General features: G+C 57.2%; 23 protein-coding genes. 2 read left to right on the top strand and 21 right to left on the bottom strand.

The annotated features are described in order from the left end of the window. Positions 1-44: 44 nt before the first annotated feature. The 5 genes from AC0J4F_RS21960 to AC0J4F_RS21940 form a co-directional block, all read right to left on the bottom strand. Positions 45-2,204 carry a DDE-type integrase/transposase/recombinase gene (locus AC0J4F_RS21960; protein WP_473024715.1) on the bottom strand — a complete coding sequence of 720 codons (2,160 nt, stop codon included), beginning with the start codon at positions 2,202-2,204 and terminating at the stop codon, positions 45-47. Continuing rightward, positions 2,201-2,665: a hypothetical protein gene (locus AC0J4F_RS21955; protein WP_473024714.1), complete on the bottom strand. Its 465-nt coding sequence runs from the start codon at positions 2,663-2,665 to the stop codon at positions 2,201-2,203. The genes AC0J4F_RS21960 and AC0J4F_RS21955 overlap by 4 nt, the downstream gene beginning before the upstream one ends. Continuing rightward, positions 2,658-3,497 (bottom strand): ParB/RepB/Spo0J family partition protein, encoded by an 840-nt coding sequence (locus tag AC0J4F_RS21950; protein WP_473024712.1) that lies wholly within the window; start codon positions 3,495-3,497, stop codon positions 2,658-2,660. Before AC0J4F_RS21950 ends, AC0J4F_RS21955 begins: the two co-directional genes overlap by 8 nt. A 132-nt stretch (positions 3,498-3,629) precedes the next feature. Continuing rightward, positions 3,630-3,977, bottom strand: a complete 348-nt coding sequence (locus tag AC0J4F_RS21945; protein ID WP_473024711.1) for a hypothetical protein — start codon at positions 3,975-3,977, stop codon at positions 3,630-3,632. Continuing rightward, entirely contained in the window at positions 3,978-4,214 is a 237-nt protein-coding gene (locus tag AC0J4F_RS21940) for a helix-turn-helix domain-containing protein (protein WP_473026458.1), read from the bottom strand. 30 nt (positions 4,215-4,244) lie between these two features. Between AC0J4F_RS21940 and AC0J4F_RS21935 the strand changes: the two genes are divergently transcribed. Further along, a complete protein-coding gene (locus AC0J4F_RS21935) occupies positions 4,245-4,913 on the top strand; it encodes a helix-turn-helix domain-containing protein (RefSeq protein ID WP_473024710.1) in 669 nt (222 codons plus the stop codon). Here the strand turns inward: AC0J4F_RS21935 and AC0J4F_RS21930 are convergent. The 8 genes from AC0J4F_RS21930 to AC0J4F_RS21895 form a co-directional block, all read right to left on the bottom strand. Then, a complete protein-coding gene (locus tag AC0J4F_RS21930; RefSeq protein WP_473024709.1) occupies positions 4,831-5,346 on the bottom strand; it encodes a GNAT family N-acetyltransferase in 516 nt (171 codons plus the stop codon). The genes AC0J4F_RS21935 and AC0J4F_RS21930 overlap by 83 nt on opposite strands. A gap of 428 nt (positions 5,347-5,774) precedes the next feature. Continuing rightward, a complete protein-coding gene (locus tag AC0J4F_RS21925) occupies positions 5,775-6,407 on the bottom strand; it encodes a PDC sensor domain-containing protein (protein WP_473024708.1) in 633 nt (210 codons plus the stop codon). A gap of 670 nt (positions 6,408-7,077) precedes the next feature. Beyond that, the gene (locus AC0J4F_RS21920; RefSeq protein WP_473024707.1) at positions 7,078-7,341 is read right to left on the bottom strand and encodes a hypothetical protein; all 264 of its coding nucleotides are present in this window, start codon (positions 7,339-7,341) and stop codon (positions 7,078-7,080) included. A gap of 18 nt (positions 7,342-7,359) precedes the next feature. Continuing rightward, on the bottom strand, positions 7,360-8,076 hold the full coding sequence (locus tag AC0J4F_RS21915; protein WP_473024706.1) for a hypothetical protein: 717 nt from the start codon (positions 8,074-8,076) through the stop codon (positions 7,360-7,362). Positions 8,077-8,160: 84 nt separating this feature from the next. Continuing rightward, positions 8,161-8,733 (bottom strand): formyltransferase family protein, encoded by a 573-nt coding sequence (locus AC0J4F_RS21910; protein ID WP_473024705.1) that lies wholly within the window; start codon positions 8,731-8,733, stop codon positions 8,161-8,163. Continuing rightward, entirely contained in the window at positions 8,718-9,842 is a 1,125-nt protein-coding gene (locus AC0J4F_RS21905) for a GNAT family N-acetyltransferase (RefSeq protein ID WP_473024704.1), read from the bottom strand. The genes AC0J4F_RS21910 and AC0J4F_RS21905 overlap by 16 nt, the downstream gene beginning before the upstream one ends. Then, entirely contained in the window at positions 9,839-10,027 is a 189-nt protein-coding gene (locus tag AC0J4F_RS21900) for a hypothetical protein (RefSeq protein WP_473024703.1), read from the bottom strand. Before AC0J4F_RS21900 ends, AC0J4F_RS21905 begins: the two co-directional genes overlap by 4 nt. 15 nt (positions 10,028-10,042) lie before the next feature. Then, positions 10,043-10,213: a Com family DNA-binding transcriptional regulator gene (locus tag AC0J4F_RS21895; RefSeq protein WP_473024702.1), complete on the bottom strand. Its 171-nt coding sequence runs from the start codon at positions 10,211-10,213 to the stop codon at positions 10,043-10,045. Between the two features lie 178 nt (positions 10,214-10,391). Between AC0J4F_RS21895 and AC0J4F_RS21890 the strand changes: the two genes are divergently transcribed. Then, positions 10,392-11,450 (top strand): hypothetical protein, encoded by a 1,059-nt coding sequence (locus AC0J4F_RS21890; RefSeq protein ID WP_473024701.1) that lies wholly within the window; start codon positions 10,392-10,394, stop codon positions 11,448-11,450. On the opposite strand, the gene AC0J4F_RS21885 is transcribed toward AC0J4F_RS21890, so the two are convergent. The 8 genes from AC0J4F_RS21885 to AC0J4F_RS21850 form a co-directional block, all read right to left on the bottom strand. Beyond that, the gene (locus tag AC0J4F_RS21885; RefSeq protein ID WP_473024700.1) at positions 11,451-12,437 is read right to left on the bottom strand and encodes a phage late control D family protein; all 987 of its coding nucleotides are present in this window, start codon (positions 12,435-12,437) and stop codon (positions 11,451-11,453) included. A 9-nt stretch (positions 12,438-12,446) separates the two neighbouring features. Continuing rightward, positions 12,447-12,671 (bottom strand): tail protein X, encoded by a 225-nt coding sequence (locus AC0J4F_RS21880; protein WP_473024699.1) that lies wholly within the window; start codon positions 12,669-12,671, stop codon positions 12,447-12,449. A 1-nt stretch (position 12,672) separates the two neighbouring features. Next, positions 12,673-13,131: a phage tail protein gene (locus AC0J4F_RS21875; RefSeq protein WP_473024698.1), complete on the bottom strand. Its 459-nt coding sequence runs from the start codon at positions 13,129-13,131 to the stop codon at positions 12,673-12,675. 9 nt (positions 13,132-13,140) lie between these two features. Continuing rightward, a complete protein-coding gene (locus tag AC0J4F_RS21870) occupies positions 13,141-15,441 on the bottom strand; it encodes a phage tail tape measure protein (RefSeq protein ID WP_473024697.1) in 2,301 nt (766 codons plus the stop codon). Between the two features lie 141 nt (positions 15,442-15,582). Continuing rightward, the gene (locus AC0J4F_RS21865; RefSeq protein WP_428527182.1) at positions 15,583-15,975 is read right to left on the bottom strand and encodes a hypothetical protein; all 393 of its coding nucleotides are present in this window, start codon (positions 15,973-15,975) and stop codon (positions 15,583-15,585) included. A gap of 6 nt (positions 15,976-15,981) precedes the next feature. Then, positions 15,982-16,497 (bottom strand): hypothetical protein, encoded by a 516-nt coding sequence (locus tag AC0J4F_RS21860; protein WP_428527180.1) that lies wholly within the window; start codon positions 16,495-16,497, stop codon positions 15,982-15,984. A 25-nt stretch (positions 16,498-16,522) separates the two neighbouring features. Continuing rightward, positions 16,523-17,716, bottom strand: coding sequence for a phage tail sheath protein (locus tag AC0J4F_RS21855; RefSeq protein ID WP_473024696.1), 1,194 nt, complete (start codon positions 17,714-17,716; stop codon positions 16,523-16,525). Positions 17,717-17,805: 89 nt separating this feature from the next. Beyond that, positions 17,806-18,432 (bottom strand): hypothetical protein, encoded by a 627-nt coding sequence (locus AC0J4F_RS21850; protein WP_473024695.1) that lies wholly within the window; start codon positions 18,430-18,432, stop codon positions 17,806-17,808. Positions 18,433-18,445: the final 13 nt, after the last annotated feature.

Genomic DNA, 18,445 nt, shown 5'->3' with positions numbered 1-18,445 from the left:
TTCTCAGCCTCAGAAGTTGCAGCTTCTGAGGCTGTTTCTTTGCCCTAAGACGCGGGCGGCACTTGTTCCGAACGCTCAAAGTCCTCGTGGATCATGTTGAGTGCCCGGTATTCAGCACCGGCTTGATAGCCGGTCAGCCAGAGCGCATCGGCGTCAGCCAATGGGTTGCCCGTGGCAATACGCTGTTCCAACCTCTTGGCGCGGTTGAAACGATCTTCGGGGGTGTCTTGGTTCGGCAGGCGCTTGACGTTCACCGGCTGTGCGGGACCGGCTTCCAGCTGCTCCATGACCTTGCGTTCGGCATCTGTGAGCGGTTTCGGCGTACGCTTTGCCTTGACCGTCGCAGCGGCTTGCATCTTGCTGGTCTCGTACTTTTCAGTAGGTTTTGGAAAGCTGACCAGCGTGGCATTATGAACATGTGCTGATCGTTGTGCGTCTGCCACTGTGCGCGGTGTGATCCGGCGTTTCTCCCTGCGGATTTCGACAAGCCGTTCTTCTTCGATCGCTTTCTGTTTTGCGCGAACCTTTTGGATGGTCTCTGCAGGATCCAAGCCCGCCAGATGTGGATTAACCGCTTCCCCGAGATAGGTTTCGCCGTCCGGATCAAACAACCACAAGCGGCCAAGGTCATCGGGATCATGCCGGGCAAGGATCATCGTGCCGGGCAAAACGTCCCCGGTGTAGAAATACTCGCCGTCCACCCGGACGCCCTGTTTGGTAACTTTGCGCAAACCGTCTTGGCCAGCGATAGGCGCTAGGAGCACATTGAGCGCTTTGGGGTCGTTGATCGCTTGGATAGGGCCTGCGTAAGCCTGGGCCACCTCAAACGGTGTCTTGCGTTTCAATCCCTCGTGTGGGGTATGGGCATAGCGCTCTTCAGCCCACTTGTCCGCGCGCTCTTGGAGGTCCTTGGCGGTCAGCTCAACATTGAAAAGCTTAGCGTCATCGGTTCCAAGACGGGCCGAAAATGACTTGCGCGCCTCAATGACTTTGCGGTCAGAAACTGAGTGCCCGATGAAGCCCGGTTGGACCGCTGCGAAGTCCCTTTGAAACGTGCCAATGACGCGCTCAACAGTGCCTTTTTGCTCGGGGCTGTAAGGCGAAGATAGATCGTGTTCAATTCCGAGCGCATCCAACAACCTGACGATGGACTTTGCCTTAAAGTCCGAGCCGTTATCACTCTTGATAGTTTCAGGAACGCCCCAGGCGAGTATCCCTTTTCTGATCAGCAACCCGACCGCATCGGCCCGAGGTGTTTTGGTAACGAGAATGATCACGCGCCGGGAATAAAGATCAATCGCCGCGTATATGTTCATACGCCCGTCAACCGTCATGACATCGGACGGGGAGGCGTCGATCTCCCATTTCTGATTGAGGCGATCCATTCGGTTTGCACCGCTGGCAACAAACCGGACCTTGGATTTGTAGGCGTCCGGGTCCGTTATCTTGAGGAGCACGTTTGCGTCCTCTTTAAGCCAGTTTTTAAGAGCGTTTTGAAACGTTCTTAATGAAGGCATCGGGACACGTTCTGTTCGGCCCTTGCGCTCTAAGTTGACCGTTGGCCCAAACTCTTTTTTAGCTGCATCAAGGATATGCTGAGCGCTGAAAAACTGGTTTGAAGCATAGACCGCGAGACAATAGGCCCGGAGCCTTCCGTCTTCGGCTCTGTCAAGGATACCGGTACCCTTGCGGGCATTGGCGGGATCATAGGCTAGGCGGTTCAGGTCTTTGCGGGCATTACTGCGCCAGCGGTGCATGGTGCGGGTGGAGATCCGCTTCACATGCTCAAGAACCCATTCGGGGAGCGGCACCTTGCCGTCTTCAAACAACTGGCAGAAGAGATGATCAGACCCCGACGCACCGAGACCGCTGGTCTTGCGGAAACGGTCAGCAACCTTAAGCAAGATCAACCGGGCATCGCGGGTGCTGAGTTCGCGGCGGTTCAGTTCGTTGGTGGTTTCAGTCTCGTAATCTTCGCGCTCAACCCGAACAAAGGTCCCGGCATATTCGAGGCGCTGAGCAAGCGGCAGGAGGTCGATATGGTATTCCATACCTCCGCCGCCCTCACGGCCCTCACGCTTGCGCGCTAGCTCGCTGGAGGCCCATTCTTCCCGGTCCGCAAATTTCTGGACGCCACGTTCACTCGCCGGGAACTCCACAAGCCTAAGATCGGCGATCTCCTGAGCTGTGAGCCAGAGTTTCATAGCGCCCCCCGGATCTTCGCCTTGAGGGTTTTTTCCTGCTGTTCAAGCAGCTCTTTGCGGTCCTTGATAAAAGCCAGCGTAATGACGTTTTCATACTTGGCCGGAACAACTTTCAGATCGAAGTGATCCGCCAAGAAGCCAAGTAGTTCTGTCTGGCCGGTGCCATGGATTAGAGCTACAAACCGTTCGACCGTGATGTTGTTGTCGGTCTTCGACTCACTGGCGTAGGCGTCGAGCGTTGCTGTGGTAACCTTGTGACCAAGGCGCTCGCTCATGGCGGTGGCAATTTCCTGACGGCTCTTGCCGCAGTCCTTAAGTGCCTTTGCAACCGCCCGGCTAATTCGGGAAGAGAGACGATCACCTTGTATGGCATCGGGTTCAAAACCAACCGTCACCTTGGGCGGGGTCCAATTGAACAGATCCGGAGTAATCGTGTCCTTTGGGGGGCGACCTCTACGCATTGAGCCAGCCCTCCTTTTGGACCAGTTCAATGATCTCTTTCTTGTGGTCCCGGAAGACGGTGAACTTCGCTGCCTTTGACAGCCCGGGGAGGATGTCCTTGACCCGCTTGAGTTTCTTCTCGCCGTCGCTTTCGGGCTTTTTGCCCGAGACCATGAACTTGGCATCGGCTATGGACCCGGCTTTTGGCTCTTCTCCAAGAACGAGGTCTAGAACCTTTGCCTGGGCTTTTTGATCCAATTCAGCGAGCGCTTTGAGATCAGACTGTTTTTCGGCAAATGGCGTTCCCTTCAGGGCCTCTCGCGACGCTGGTGCAAGGCCTTCGAAGATCTGCACTGCGAGTTCGACAGAACGGCGGGAAAGTCCGGTGGTCTCAGAGGCAGAAGAACAGAACGCAAAAATTGCGATCTGATTTTTGTCATTGTTTTTAGCCGCTTGGCTCTTTCGGTCCCCGCCGTTCTTGGCTTCAGGGTGCAGAACCTCATACACACGCTTCAATTCCGCCAGAGCTTCGCACCGTTCAAGGGCGTTGAAGTTCTTCCGGCCGAGGTTTTCGAGGATCTCATGCAGCCGCATTTCTTCGGCTGGTTGATCGGTGGCCGGGACCAATATGCGGCAGCTGATTTGTTTCCAGTTCAGGATCTTTGCCGCTTCAAGGCGATGCCCGCCCGCAACCAAGCGGAACCGGTCCCCGATGACTTCCACATCAATGGGTGTTTTGTGGCCCGTCTCTTCGAACATACCGGCCAGGGTCTTTGCCCAATCCGGATCAATGTCACGCAAGCGACCGGCAGGAATATCGATTAGGTCAATTTTGATCTTTTTGTCGGCCATGTGAAATACCTTTCAAAGCCGTTGAAAAGACCGGGCGGCAGGAGCGACCCGTAAGCCCGCCCGGTAAGTTTGAGGGAGGATGTGACGTCCATCTCAGGACGCCCCAAAAAGCGGCAGCGCCGCATCCCACCACTACGCAGGTGGCGCGATTTCCTTCACGTCCGGATGCGCTATGGGCGCGAAGGGAATTTCGTACGGAGTGGCCTCCGGGACGGCATGCCAAGGGGAGCCGATCCCAGCGCCATTGAGTTGATTTGCGATTTGATGGGCTGTGGCCAGACTGTCGTAAACAAACGCGTCGTCGGGGAACAAACCGCTTGCGCCAACGAGGACTGTCCCGCTGCGCGCTTCAACTTTCGAAAATGCCCCGGTGAAAAAGTAGTACCGGTTCAACTTGGAAACTTTGGCTAGGATGAAGCCGGAACCGTCTTCGCAAGAACCTGTCTGGGCAGGCGCGCTTTGCTGACATACTTGTGTCATTTAAGCCGCCTTTCTGTCTGGCGCGGCGGCGGCTTTTTGCCTAGCGCGCTGACCGTCGTGTTTGCTAGAAAGGATCTTGGCAGTACGCTTCGGATAGCGGTCCTTGAAAAGGACTTCTTTCGGAATGCCGAGGAATTCGGCTATTGCCTGTTCGGCGGGTGCAGTGTGACGTTTCCAAACGTGCGAGAAAGCACTGGGCGTCCTGCCTTTTGATCTGGCAAGTTGTGCCAGTGTCATGCCTCGACGATGGAGCTCAGCTTTGATCGAATGCTGATCCCAATCGTCTTTTGGTACCTGTTTGGTCGTTGCCATCGGGTGCCTTTCTGGAAGGCGGCTTGTTGCAGCAAGCCGCTTTCTTTGGACTTGGTTTGTAAACAAAACGGCTCAACATGTTGGACCGTTAAAAACAGGAATAAAGACGAATTCGTTTTTTGTAAAGACGAAATCGTCTTTATGTGGAAAGTTGTGGCTAGGCCGGAAAAAGAACCAAAAACTGAATTGGCTGTAAGGCTGCGAAAAGTAAGGCAAGCACTAGGGGATCCCGATCGTGGTGCTTTGGTCGAAGCCCTTGGTGTGAGTGTGGGAGCGATTGCCAGATATGAGCGCGGAGAGGCGGAGCCGACAGCATCGGTTCTAGCTGCTTACAGAACTCACTACGGCATAGATTTGGACTGGCTCATTACAGGCGAGGGATCTATGCGCATCGGCGAGGGTATCCAAGTCGATCAAACCAATATGGCTCATGTCCGAAAATGTGTTTGGAACATTGCTGAGACTTACTGGGAAAGCCTCCCCCGGCGCACCAAGCCGGAGGAGTTCGCTGACAGGTTTGTTGCTATGCTGGATTACCTGGTTAGCCGGGAAGACCTGCAACCCGACGCGGCCTCCGAAGTGATCCAGTTTGACGTTGAGCGGCAGAAGAGATCATCCGATTGAGGCGTTGAGCAAAAATCTCATAGTCGCTTACCAAGTACCCGATTTCCGGAAGACGACACCCCGCAATTACCCGATCTCTGAAGACGGTCGCAACGGCTCCGAGCTGAGGGTAGATCCTCCGATAAGGGCTCTCGCGAAATGCCCATATGCAAGCTGGCCATTGACCTGAATTGTAAAGAAAACTAGCCATTTCCCGCATTGCCAGTGGCCCTAGGCTTGTCCCCCTGTATTCCGGCAACAGGTAGCAGGCATGTAGATCGCCTATAGCGTCAATGTCTGGATCGTCATTTGGTTTTACAGCAGCAAACCCGACTATCTGGTTCGCAGCTTCCACAACGAACACCGCTCTTAATCCTGACCTGTCCGCTAACCAATCGTTCCACTGTTCTAACCGGAATTGATAATTGCGGTTTAAGTGCACTTGTCCTGGCATGAAGGGATATGCCTCCCGCCAGCACTCGGTGTGTATTCTCGCAATTATACGTATGTCTTTTTTTTCAGCACAACTTATAGACTTCATGTTGAATTTCCCCTAGCTTCCGTAAGGTCGGGTGGGACAGGGAAATTCTTATGCGAGACTATACACTTAAGCGGATGTTACAGAATGATCTAACTGGCACTTCCATTGTTAAAAAGGGTGGCATTGCAACACATCTAGCCACGTTTGTTTTAGGTGCAATTACAACCGTGGGAACCTTCTACTTTTTAAATGAACGTATTACGGATGACAATCTGGCGAAGCTTGCAACTGTTGCGTCCTACTCAACAGGAGAGCCACCTACAACCGTTTGGGCTAATGCGATCGACGGGATACCAGATTGGCAGCGCCAGCTGTTTCCAGGCTCAGCCACAAACAAGCTGCTAGTTAACATCGATCTCAACGTGTGCGGTATCAGGCAGGCCTCTAATACCGAAGCTAATTATTGGGAAGGTGAGGCTGCGCGCCCAAGCCACCACAATAATTGATTGATGCTGTCTTAGGATTTTAGTTCCGGAATTGCCGGGTTCATCAGCGATCAAGTCATATATCTTCTGATCGAACTCGCTTTCCGGGGGAAACACCGAAACCAGTTCTCCATCTTTGCGGACCATACCAGCCCAACAGTCGGCACAGCTGGTTTCTATATCAACCATGGAATACTGCCCGGCAATAGCCGCGACTGTGAAGTCTCCGGACCGCCTGCTGATTGGTACAAAATTCAGGCCAGAGGTTCGACCTACAACGGTTTGACCAACGGCCAGTCCGGAGCGTCTGGCGGCCTCTCTGTAGTAGTCTCGATCTGAAAGGTCTAGGTCAGTAACAGGGTACCTGTAACTGTCATATTTAAGCCTCCCATCTGGACCGATCACGATCAAGGCCCGAACACCGGGAACGCCTTGCGCAAGCCTCTTAATCTCTTCGTGTATCAACCTTTCATTGTCGATCGTCGAGATAATACGGGCCGCCGCGTCTATTGCTTGATCGGCCGCATACAGAACGCGCTCTGCGGTCAACAGAGATATCCGCGCGGACTGTTGGGCTTCGCGAATGCGAAACTCAGTATCGTCCGCAAAAGCGGGAAGGCACGTCGCAAAGGATATGACTATCAATAAGCATTTGTGAAAACAACGAATTCCCATGCACTACAACTCGCAACAAATGATGGTACTTCGCCGCTACCATCAACGCGTGATACCAACGTGATATGCGCTAAAGCGGCACGTAGTGTTTCCAACTAGGTGGCCGTTTTGGGCTATCTGGAGAGTTCGGACCTCAAACGGAACGCATTGCCGGGTGGTTAGCAAAAAACGGCGGTTTTCCGCCAAACGTGCGAAGGTCCGAACTACTGCGCCAAAACTTGTTTTTGTTCGGACCTCAAAACTGCGCGCTCATTGTTTTCATTAGGTCTTTTCGTTTGGCAAAAATTTCCACGCCGCTGCTCCGGAGCCTTTGTGCCATATGAAGTTGCGCAGCTGGTTCTGTCTTCTTCCGTCGTAAATGGCTCATTTCCGCCAATTATCGGATATTCCCACTTAATCCCGGATATTGCCTTAGTGCCAAGTGTTCTTGCGCGTTACAGTAGCGCGCAATTTCGTTTGGCCAATCGCGCAACTTCATTTGGCCACCATTTTCCGCTGCGTTTGAAGGCCGTTTAACAGCGCGGCTACCCTTGCCGGTTGGCCTTTAGGTGGGCGGGCTGATGGTGAGACCGCCGCCGCGTATGCCTCTTTCCCTGTTCAGGCAATTGGTGCTTTGGCATTGGAAATTGCGGGCGATCCTCGTCTCATTGATCACCACATAGTCCGGTCCGAGGCGTTCAATCAGCTCATCCATATTCAGCTTGCGGCCAACCCGGCAATAGGGGTGCTGGCAATGGCAATAGATGCTGTATTTTGCAGCCTTCAGCTCGGCCAGTGTTTCTAGGCTGATTGGAGCGATTTTGGACATGCCAACTAGGCTTCCGTTCTAATTTTCCGGCACGCTCTCCAACACCTCGATCAACTCCGGGATCGCGCAAGCTTCATAAATAGCGATCTCGGATGGGACAAGCCTATCCCTTATAGCTCGCAATGAAGGAATTTCCGGTTTTAATTTTGCGGCTTCGCGTTTGTTTTGACCGGCGCGGTTACGTTCATAGTCGTTTTGAATGTTAGGACGGATTGCAGCTGTAATTGACGAGACTTTTGCGTGGCCACACGCCATCAGGTAAGCAATGTCACTGTCCATAGTGTTGCGGTCACGCGGCTCAACATAGGTCAGGCGTACCCTCACTGTTTTGAGGAGACGTTCTAGGTCTTTTTTTGCGGTTTCCCGGATGTAGAACTCGGTATGCTCTTTGCTTTCATTGAGCTGGGCCAGAAGCGCATTCTTCTGATCGGTCAGCTCAGCACGCTGCAGGAAAACGGCTAGAACCAGCCAGAGGAACGCGAGCGGCGCAAAGGTGCCCGCGAGGAAGTCGCCATACTCGTTGAGACCCATGCATTTGAACCCTTCCGGCGGGGCATCGGAAAACCACCCCCTAGGATCATAAATGTTCCATCCGGCCGCACAATGAATTAGCTGCGGACCCGCGAGAGCAATGGCCAAACCGCAGCCTGCCACCGTAAAAACAACCGCAAACCCAATAGTAATCCTCAAGCCCCATTTGGGCTTTTTGATCGCGTCTTCCAGGCTTTCTGCCATTCTTGCCCCCTAAAACAAAACGGCCCGTAGGCCGTAAAAGCAATTGTCCATTTATAGACGATTCAACCGGAGGCATGCACCCCTTTAAGCCGCCCGCATTGCGCCGGGGTCGAGGTGCTCCTGGTCCTCGGCCGGAATGAAACCGTGCTGGCCCATGTGATGGGCGGCCCGGCTGATCAGCTCGCGGCCCATCGGGGCCAAGACCCGCCGCCACAAGCTGCTGGCGGTCTCGCCGGTTTCGACAAAACACCAGTCCTGAAATGCCACCGGCCCGCCGTCCATTTCCGGGGTCAGGTGGTAGACCGTGCCGCCGGTTACGCGTTGCCCGGCTGCCAAGGCATCTTCCACCGCATTGCGGCCTCTAAACAGCGGCAACAAGGACGGGTGGTAGCCAACGGCCGCGCGGGCGCTGGCGATCATCCGGTCGGGTACTTTGGCGAAAGAATGGACGGACACCAGAAGGTCCACAGGGGCCAAGTCCAGCCCGTCAGGAATGGCCCCGGCCACCGGCCAAACCGGCACCGAGGCACCGCCCGCTGCCGCCCGTAAACCGGCCGCGCCCTTGGGGCACAAAACATAGGCCACCTCAAAATCCGCGTTGAGATCTTCAAAGACTTTCTGACCCAACCATTTGTCTGCAATCAATCCGACGCGCATGCGCTCACCCCTTCAATATACCGAAATCCTTGAACCGCCCGGAAGTGGCCGCCGTAGCCGGTCCCGGCCCCTCCGGAGCGTTTGATTGAGGCGGCAGATTTGGCCCGCCGCCCGCCATGCATGTTTGCTGAAACCTGCGTCCAAAGTGGGTCGCGGCGGAGCGCCGCGCATAATCCCGGATGCGATGTATGGAACAAGGTCAGCAACGGTTTCTGGTAACGGTTCTCGCCCCGGCGCCAGGCGGCGCATATGGCGTTTAGAAACCGCATGCCAACGCCCGCGCCCTGCCACTCCGGCATGATCACCAACCGGCAGGCCCGCGCTTCGCAGAGGCCCGGCCGGGTGGAAAACGCGACATGGGCGACCGGCTCCCCGTCCACGAAACCGACATAGCACCCGGCCGCAATCATGGGCGGCACCTTCAGATAGTGATGCTCCTCAAAACGCGGCCAGTAGCTCCAGTCGGTTTCCCGGATTTCAAGCTCGATGCGGGGGCGTTGCCGATGACACCTCCCGGTGAACTCACCTGTTGCCGTGTCATAGATCCAATCCGGCTGCAGCCAGTCGATGATGTCACGGTGGCAGGATAAGAGCACCGCCTGGCCGCCGGTGCGCCGCCAAGCCTTGGCAAAGGCGAGCGCACCGATCTTGGCAATCTGGCGGTCCACCACGGAGGTGAATTCATCGACCACCACCTTGCTGGGCGCCTCGCAAATGATGCGGGCAAGGTCGGCCCGGAACTTCTCGCCGTTTGACAGCACATGATAGGGCCGGAGCCATGCCGGGACCGTTCCAAGGCCCACCGCCGACAGGGCTGCGGTGACCGCATCAAAGGACCCATCGGGGACAATAGCGTCGATCACCGGCGCGGTTTTCGGCCAGCCGCCGGGCTTGTAGAACGCGGCCTTGCCAAAGATCTCCTTGCCGATGGACGTCTTGCCGGATCCGGACGGGCCAACGACAAGCCCGACGCGCCAATCATCGCCCTCTATGGGCAGGTCAGCGGAGATCGAAACCGATGCCCCGCTGTCCACGTTAAAGAGGCTTTTAACGCGCGCGGCCCGGTAGCTCGTGTGGTCTTCGCAGCTGTGGCGGATGTCGATCTTCATGTCACCACCACCTTGAACTTGCAGTCCAGAAGCGACCGCAGGCCCTCATAGATGGCCCGCTGGCTGGCTTCATCGGGACATACGATGATCACCCCGTATTGTTCCTTGTAGCGGGTTCCTTTCGGAATGCCGGTTGAGTTCTCCGGCAAGGGCGGCAAGGCCGCGCCTTTGGCCTTTTTGGGCATGTCTTCTCCATCGGGTCAGCCGCTCTTGTTGGCGTTCGGAGAAGGGCTCGTCGGGCTTAGCGCCACCGGCCTCAAGGACGTGATCGTGCCGCATCGTGGGCACTTGATATCAAGAGGCCCTATGACGGCCTCGGGCGCTGCCTTGAACAGCAGCTTGCGGCACTGACCGCAACGGGTTTCTTTCATAGGTGACAACCTTATGGCGACTCATCCATAACACCCGAGCGTTGCGTTTAGGGCGCAATGCACCGGGCGCGGCGGTTGTCCATTACTGCCGGGCGGGTGTTTTATTGGCTATGAGACCCGCCGTCCGGATTTCGGTCCGGACCGCTCGTTAGCTGTTTGCAGTATGGGAGGGGGAACGATGACGGGTGACGGTGACAAATACGGGCCGGTTGGGGATGACCCGAAACTGGATGAAAAGCCCTTATCCCACCTGGTTGTCACCAGCGGATTTTTTGCGCTTCTAGGCGTGTTGTATTTGGCTTGGTGGGTGTTTTTTGATACCAGCGGCAACCCTAGGATCATGCAGCAGCGCGCAACGGCGGCCGCGCCTTTTATTCTGGCGATAGGCGCTGTAGTAACTTACTTCACTGTTCTATGGCGCGGTGCGATCAACAAGAGTGAGGTAGACCAACTAAGGCGGCAGAATGAAAGCTCAGACAGAGCCGAACTTGGCCTATTGCTTGACAAGGCATCAGTGTACTTGCAGAGCCCAGAAGAGGATCGGCTGCAAGTTGGTTTATCGATGCTCGAGACAGTCATACTTGCGCCGGATGCTACCTACTCGGTGCCCGCGTTAGATATACTTTTGAGCCGGTATGTTGGGTTTGCAAACCAGAAACGTCAATTCTACTACACCGCTAATCGAGTAGTGAGCGCAGCTTCAAATAAAAACCGACGCGGCACCAACGGCAACGAATATCGATTCAATAACGGCCGAGTAGACCACACACATCCTGTAATAACTTTACCACCGGGATTTCCGGATGCGCACATCTGGCATGCTAGGTTAGCCGCCCCGTGCATAAATTCCTTTACCGGGACCTGGCGTTCTGAAGGGGCGAGCCAGGACCATCCAGCCATATTTTACGAGTGCCTTATTGAGGGAATCGTGGGGGTGCAAAGCGCATCACAGATATCGCTAACACAGACTTTCCGAGTTTGCCGGTTTAAAGACTGCCATATCACTCGGGTGAGTGCCTACGTTGTGAATTGCGTTTTCAGCACGTGCAACTTTTCCGGGGCGAGCATAAAACTCGCGAAACTCAGAGCATTGAACGCATCCGAGTTCGAAGGCTGTTATTATCATCCGGATCATCCACCTGTTTTTGAAGGTCCAACCTTGAGTTTTTCAGACCATGAGCCTCTAAAAAATGAGTTCTTAGCTAAGCTCTGGCAAAATGATCGCGCTGATACTTAATCACCCCTTCATTTCGGCCGTCCCGCTTGTGTTGTAGGCCTCCGCGTCCGCGTCAAACTCGTGAACGGCTTGGGTGACGATCCAAGACCCGGCCAGCTCTGGTGACACACCGGGAAAGCTCATCACCACTTGCTCCAGGACATCCGGATCGCCGCACTTGCAGGTGAAATCAATCTGGCGTTCGGCGCGGGTGAGCTGCTTGGCCTTTGAGGCGGCAGCCGTCTCCGCCAACGCCTCGGTCGGGAACTCCTTGCGGATCTCGTACCAGGCGTCGCCCTTGCTGAGCGGTGCCTTTTTCACCTTACGCTTGCCCTTGTCATGGTCGCGGGCCGAGGCTTTGACACCGGCATAATTGTTGCGGAAATTCCGGGTCCAGTTCCACGCCTTCAAGGCGTCCCGGCCGAGCGAATGCGACAACAGATTTCCAGCCAAATCCAGCCCGGCCGCACGGGCCAGAAAATAGACCGCACCGTCCTTGTATTTCTCTATCGCATCGTGGACCTCGGCCAGCTCCTGGACCATCTGCATGATGCTTTTTTCGCCGCGCATGAAGTGCGGGTAGGGAAAGCTTGCAAGCGCCGGGCTGACGATAGCGCTGAGACCCTCGGCGCCCGCCTCCTTCTGCAGGATCTCGCCCAAGGTGGTGTCCTTGTGGCTTTGGGTCGACCGGTTCTTGGCACCGCTCCTGAAATCAACACTTGTGCCGGTGATGTTGAGATATTCGCCATCGTCCTCTTCAAAACTGCCGCCATACCAGTCAACCGTGAACGGGCCATGGGTGCGCTGTTTGCCGCCCTGATAGCCCATGGTGCACAGGATCTTTGCGCCCTCGCGCGGGCGGGGCAGTTTCGCGCCCGGATCGGCAAGCTTGGCCTCAACCTTGTCCGGCTCCCCGCCGCTTTCCAAGGTCACTGTGGCGGTGATCAGATGGCTGGTTACCAAGCCGCTGTCGGCGCCGTCAAAGGTAAGGGTGCAAAAGGGGATCATGCTGTCACCTTACGCACCGCCGGTGATGCCATCGCGCACCGGGCTCAACACCGGTTCCGGCTCCGGCGGTGTCCAATCCGGCAAGACAATTTCAAGCCCGGCCGGGAGCAACGGGCCATGATCGGCAAGGCCCGGATTGGCGTCCCAAATGGCACCGCTCGCGGCCTCTGTTCCATACTCCCGGAAGGCAATCAGGTCGCACATGTCGCCTTGGATGGTGAGGGTTTTGCGCATGTCAGAAGAGCGTCCTTATGCGGTTGGCAGCCTGTGCCAGGAACCCGCCCCCACCCATCAGCGGGTTGCGGTCGGCGCCTTGGCCATAGCGGGAAACCTTCAGGTCGTAACTGGCTTTCATCACCCGCGCATCGACCCCGATCACCTCGTGGCTTAGGCGCAAGCTCAACACCTTCACATTGCCAAAGGATTTGCCCGCCAACGAGTACATGGCCAGCGGCTGGCCTTTGGTCGTTTCCGCACCGAGCGCCTCGGCCTCGTTGAGACCGCCATGGCTTTCTGGAAACAGGATCCCGGACAAGGTCACCGATTGCGGGGCGGGGCCGAGGAAGTGGTCCACATGACCTCCCCCGGCGGTGAAATGCTCCTTCCAGCGGGCCTCGTATTCGGTGGCAAACTTCTGGTAGTTCAGATCGTCAATCGTGAACTGGTGGTCGCCAATGCGCATCAGGACAGTCATGTCACCCCCCTAGTCACTGTCCGACAGCGCCCGGCGGCTGGCCCCGGCGACTGCCCCGCCGACCGCCTGACCCGCGCTTGCCGGACCGCCGATGACCCGGATGTTGAAGTTGTTGGTCTGGTGGACCGTCTTGGATTGATCGACCTGCTGCGGGACTTCCACCACTTCCGGCACGCCTGCATTCTGGTTGGCCGCCAAGCGCTCCAGCGCGGCCGTCAAGGCGCTGTTCTGATTGGCGGCGGCCGACTGATACTCGGCGGGCGAGGGCAGGCGTTCATACCGGCTCGCCGGTTCCGGACGTTTCTTCGTGCGGCCCGGCCGCGCGGCCTCTGGCACCTCATAGTCGTCTGTCGGCACCGGCCGGGGTTTCCGGCGGCCTTCTTTCGGGGCCGCTGGCTCACCGGTTTTGGAAGTCTCGCCGCCGCCAAAGGCGCTGGAGAAAAGGCTCGTGAGGCCGTTCCACTTTTCTTCGATCCAGCCGAAGGCCTCGTTAAACAGGCTTTTAAGCGTCTCCAAATTGAGGAACTCGTCCCACTTGAGCGGCTTGATCAACAGGTCCCAAGCCAGCATGCCGATTTCGGCCGCGATGATCGCCCAGCCGATCCCCGGAATGAACCGGCCAAACCACTTGAGGGGGGTGATCAACAAGGACCACTTGAGGGGGGTGATCAACAAGGACCACTTGAGCTTGGAACCCGCCAGCAGCGTTGCCCAGCCGATCTTTGGAATGAACGCGGCCCACTTGAGCGGGGCAAACAGCGCCGACCATGCCAGGCGGGGCACGAAGGACGCCCACCGCAAAACGGAGATCACACTGCGCCAGGCAAGCTTGGGCACAAACGCCGCCCATTTAAGCGGCGTAAGGATCGCGCGCCAGCTGAACTTTGCCATCGACGTAATGGCCCGGCCGAGGCCGCCAACCGCGCCCTTGGCATTGGCCAGGAACCGGGCAAAACCGGCAAGCCCTTTGGCCGTGCCGATCACAGAACTGGCGAGCAACCAGAACCCGTAAGACACCAGCCGCCCGGCAATGCCGAAGGCCAGCAAAGCGGCGGTGCCCTTGATAATCCAGCCGGTGAGCTGGGGGTAGGCGGTCGCAAAGTCATTGACCGCCCGCACAAGGCCGGTCAGATCGGTTAGTAGGGATTTGATGACACCGGCTAGACCGTTGCCCTGTGCGGAGGCATTGTCGAACTCAATGACCAGGGCTTTCCAGCGCTCGACCATTGTGTCCATGACCCGGTTATAGTCCGTGTCGATGATCCCGTCGGCGGTAAGGGTTTCGTCGCGGATCCGTGCGTATTCTTCCAGGTTGGCTATGATGGGCTTCAGAAAATTCTGGACCTGCATGTCACCGAAGACATCGCCGATGACATAGGGGTTTGTCTCTGCCAAATCGTGCAGGCGAACCAACATGTATTCCATGGGGTCCAGCCCCTTCGCGGTGGCGTTTTCCAACTCCGACCGGATGTCGATGCCGAGTTTCTTGAACTTGGTCACCGTTTCAGGGCTGACGATTTTTGCCAGGAAGTTTTTGAAGTTGTTCGCCGCCTCGTCCGGGTCACCCGCGCCCTTAACCGCGATCTGCAGAGCGGCTCCCAAGCGCGCGGCGGCGTCGGTGCCTTCCATGCCCAGCATCTTGGCGGCCGCAGTGAGGCCGGGCATATGCTTGGCCATATCCCTCAGCTCAAACCCGCCCTCCTTGCCCGACTTGGCCAGCATGTCCAAAAGGGTCGTGATTTTCGCGACCGGAATGCCGAGGTTGTCGATCCCGGCGTAGGCCGCAAAGGCCAGGTGGTCGATCTGCGCCCCCGTTGCGGTGGCGGCCTTGCCGATGGCTTCAATTGCACCGGTGCTGTCTTCCTCCGACAGGCCCTTGCCCAACAAGACATCAAGGCCGCCCAGCAAATCGCTGGCGGACTGGTTCACTTTGGCTGCGGTGACGCGCAATTGCGCCTCCACACCGGCCAGCTGATCTTTGGTCATGTCGGCAACATTGCCGAAGTGGGCGAGGGAGTGTTCAAAGCGGCCGATCTTGAGCACGGGCGCCACCATGACCGCGCCCATCGCCACCGCATCCATGAGCCGGGTGCGGGCGCGGTCCAGCCGGTTGGCGACCCGGTTGGTCGCCGCGTCCAGAACCGCCGGATCAAAGGCCTTGGTCATTGCGGCGCCGACTCGGCCGGACATGCCGCCAACCGCGCTTTGAACCCGGCCCGCCATGCGCTGCGCGTTGTTGGCGATCCGGTTCATGCGGCTCGAGGCCTGGTCGACCAGGCGCAGCACCATCTTGAAAGACAGGTTACTCATCAAGGCCTCCGGCTTTGGGCAAGCGCTCGCGCAAGAGATCGTGGAAGGTCACGGCCTGGATGAAATCCATGTCACCCCAAGCCGCCGGGCCGCCGCCATAGTGCAACATCAGGTCGGCGGCCAAGGCGTCGGCGTTGAGCGCTAGTCCTCGGAACCGATCAGCTCGGAGACCATCCCCGCAATTTCGGTAAAAAAACCGGCGACCTCCTGACCGATCTTGACCAGATCCGGCAGGGAGAGCTGTTCGACTTCGGACTTGGAAATGCCCAGATAAAGCGCCAACGCCTCGTTGAACATGTCCATGCGTTCGCTGGTGATGACGGCCTTCAACAGCGCCTTCACCGTTTCAGGGGCAAGGGTGTCGTCCTCGCCCCCTTGGGCGTTGCCTCGGTTCATGAGGGCGGCCAGCGTGTCCGCGCCAAAGGCAAGAACGAACTTTTGAACGTGGATCAGGCGGGGCCTGCGGACCTCGACAGAAGCCCGCTGTTTGCCATTGCCGAGGTCGATTTCGTCTGTCAGGGAAACCGTGGTCATAGCCGCTTACCCCAGCTGCAAGATGCGGCGGCGGTTCGGCCACAGCCGCTTGCCGTTCAGCATCGGGTTGTTGGTTTTCAGGTCCAGCTCGTCCTGGAGCTTGTCCTGTTCATAGCGGCGGTAAACGCGGGTGTTCATCGCCTGGTAGTCCCAATTGACCAACTCACCGGACTTGTTTTCCGTTTCCTCCGGCGGGTCGAGTTCGCACTCGTAGAAGTGCCGGACACCGAACTCGTTCTCGGGGTTCTCTTCATCCAGCGCATACTGTGTCCAGCTCAAGGTGATTGGTTCGCCAATCGGCAAGCTGGTGAGCCCGCGCGGGTAGGCAACCACCTTGAACTTGAACGGGCGGAACTTCAGCCCGAGGATCGGGTGGCGGTCCCCCATCAGCCCGCCGGGCTTGTACTCCCCGCGCTCGACTTCCACCCCGCCGGGCGTGGTGGCGATCAGCTTTCCATAGAGGTTTTCGGTTTCGTTCACGACCAGGTTGAAGTCGCGAACAATCAAGCTTTCTTTGGGCATAACCGGCTCCTAGTGGCGGCCGCGATCAGGCGGCGGCCGCGAAATTGGTCTGGGCGAGGATTTCGGCGACGGTCACCTCGAGATAGCGCGGCTGGCGCTGGTGCTCGATGTCGATCAGGGTGATCGGCGGCGGCGAGAAGCTGTCGTAGCTGAGGACGATCTTGCCCAACTCCAGGGCGCCGATGCTGTTGCGGTCGCCGTAGAAAAAGGCCTCTCCGCCAATCAGCTTGCCGTCTTCGACCATGGCCCCAAAGAACTGGTTCATGCGGTCCAGAACGGCCGTCACCTTGTCGGCAACCAACGGATCGGAAACCACCCGCCAAATGGTGCGGGCAAGCGCTTCGTTGACGATGTCATCAACACGCAGCTGGCAATAGAACCGAAGCGACGTGTCGGTGGTGGCGGCATAGTCGCCCCAGGTGCGCCAACCGCCCTGATGATTGATGATGCAATTGACCTGGTTGGACATCAGGTAGTTGGCCCGGCTGTCGCTGTCGGTCATGTGATAAGGAACGGCACGGTTGACGCCGAGCACGTTCAAGACCTTGTTGCCCCAAGAGGCGTGATAGCCGACCTCCTTGTCGGTCTGAATGCCAACGGCGGCAACATGGCCCTCCGGGGTCATCAGGCCGTCTTTGGTTTTGACCATCTGATCGAAGAGGATCAAACGCGGATCGTCCACATCGCCTCGGAACTCAACCGCCGCCTCTTCGGTGGTGGCGGGTGTGCCAGAGATGTGAACCGCGCCCATGCGCTTGGCGATCAAACCCTGATCGTTCAGAACCGGGTTTTTCGCGCCGCCGACGCGGAAGTGGGTGTAGCCCGGCGTTGCCAGGATCTTTGGCTTGATACCGAGATAGCCCTCGGCGGCCTCCAAGGCGAAGAGGCCGGATTGCGCGGTCTGGTCGCCGATTGCGTTGGCCAAGGTCGCGTCCTGGTCGCCGCCTTCCTCAAAAATATTGGCAACAATCATGGCGCCATCGACCCGGTCGAAAACCGCGTCCGTGTATTGGCGCGCGGTGCCGGTGGCGCCGAGCTTGTCGCGCAGCTCCAGATCGTCCTTGGTCATCAAGAACGGCTCGTTGCGCTTGACGCTCGGATCTGCGTCCGGCGCGGTCAGATTGTAGCCGAGTGTGGTGCTGTCATAGACTTCAATCGGCCCGACGCGGGTGAGACGTTTGAACCGAAGCCCATGGTGAAATTCGTCTGTTCCGGCCATCCGGCCCTCCGTTCCACAGGTGTTAGCAAAGGTGCTTTGCAGCCTTGGAACAGAGTAAAAAAACACCGGGCGCAGTGGCCCGGTGACAGTTAACCGAGGAACCTCATGTAATCCGGATCAACGCCCAAATGTCGGCAAATGCGGTCCTGGATACGATCTGCCACCGCTGTCTCCGAATAAAGCCGCATTACGAGGCCTTGGATCTCATCTTGATCAATGCGCGCCCGATGAACCTTTGACCGCCCCCGTACAACCCCCGACCTTTGAGTGTAAATCGGCATAACGCCGTCGTCGCTCATCTCAGAAAAGTCGAAGTCGATGTCGAGTTTATCGTGAAACAACCGATTGCGACGCGCTTTTAGCTGGACGCAATCCGCCAAGTGTTTTTTGAGATCGCTTAGGAGTTCCAAGTCTGCGCACAATAATGGGTTTCGACGAAAGGCGTATACGAACTTCTCAGGTTTTAAATGGCTAACGTCCTTGTCTAACTTTGCGACCCCATCCGAATATTCGGATATGGCCTGCAAACCCTCTCGGGTTAGCATAACTTTGCCATCGTATGCCTCATGAACGGAACGAAGTAAGGCTATGTCGAGCGTCATGACTGCAAGCGTAACTCGCAGCTCGTGTTCTAGGTGTGCCGCCCAATAGGCAAGGTATCCTAGCGGCTCGATTAGCGGCTTAATGGCCTCTTCGATTTCTTCATAAGATTTCATTGGTGACCTTAGA

This window comes from Roseibium sp. R5, assembly GCF_055755305.1.
The sequence above is the reverse complement of the archived record's forward strand: the minus strand, read 5'-3'. Positions and strand labels throughout refer to the sequence as shown.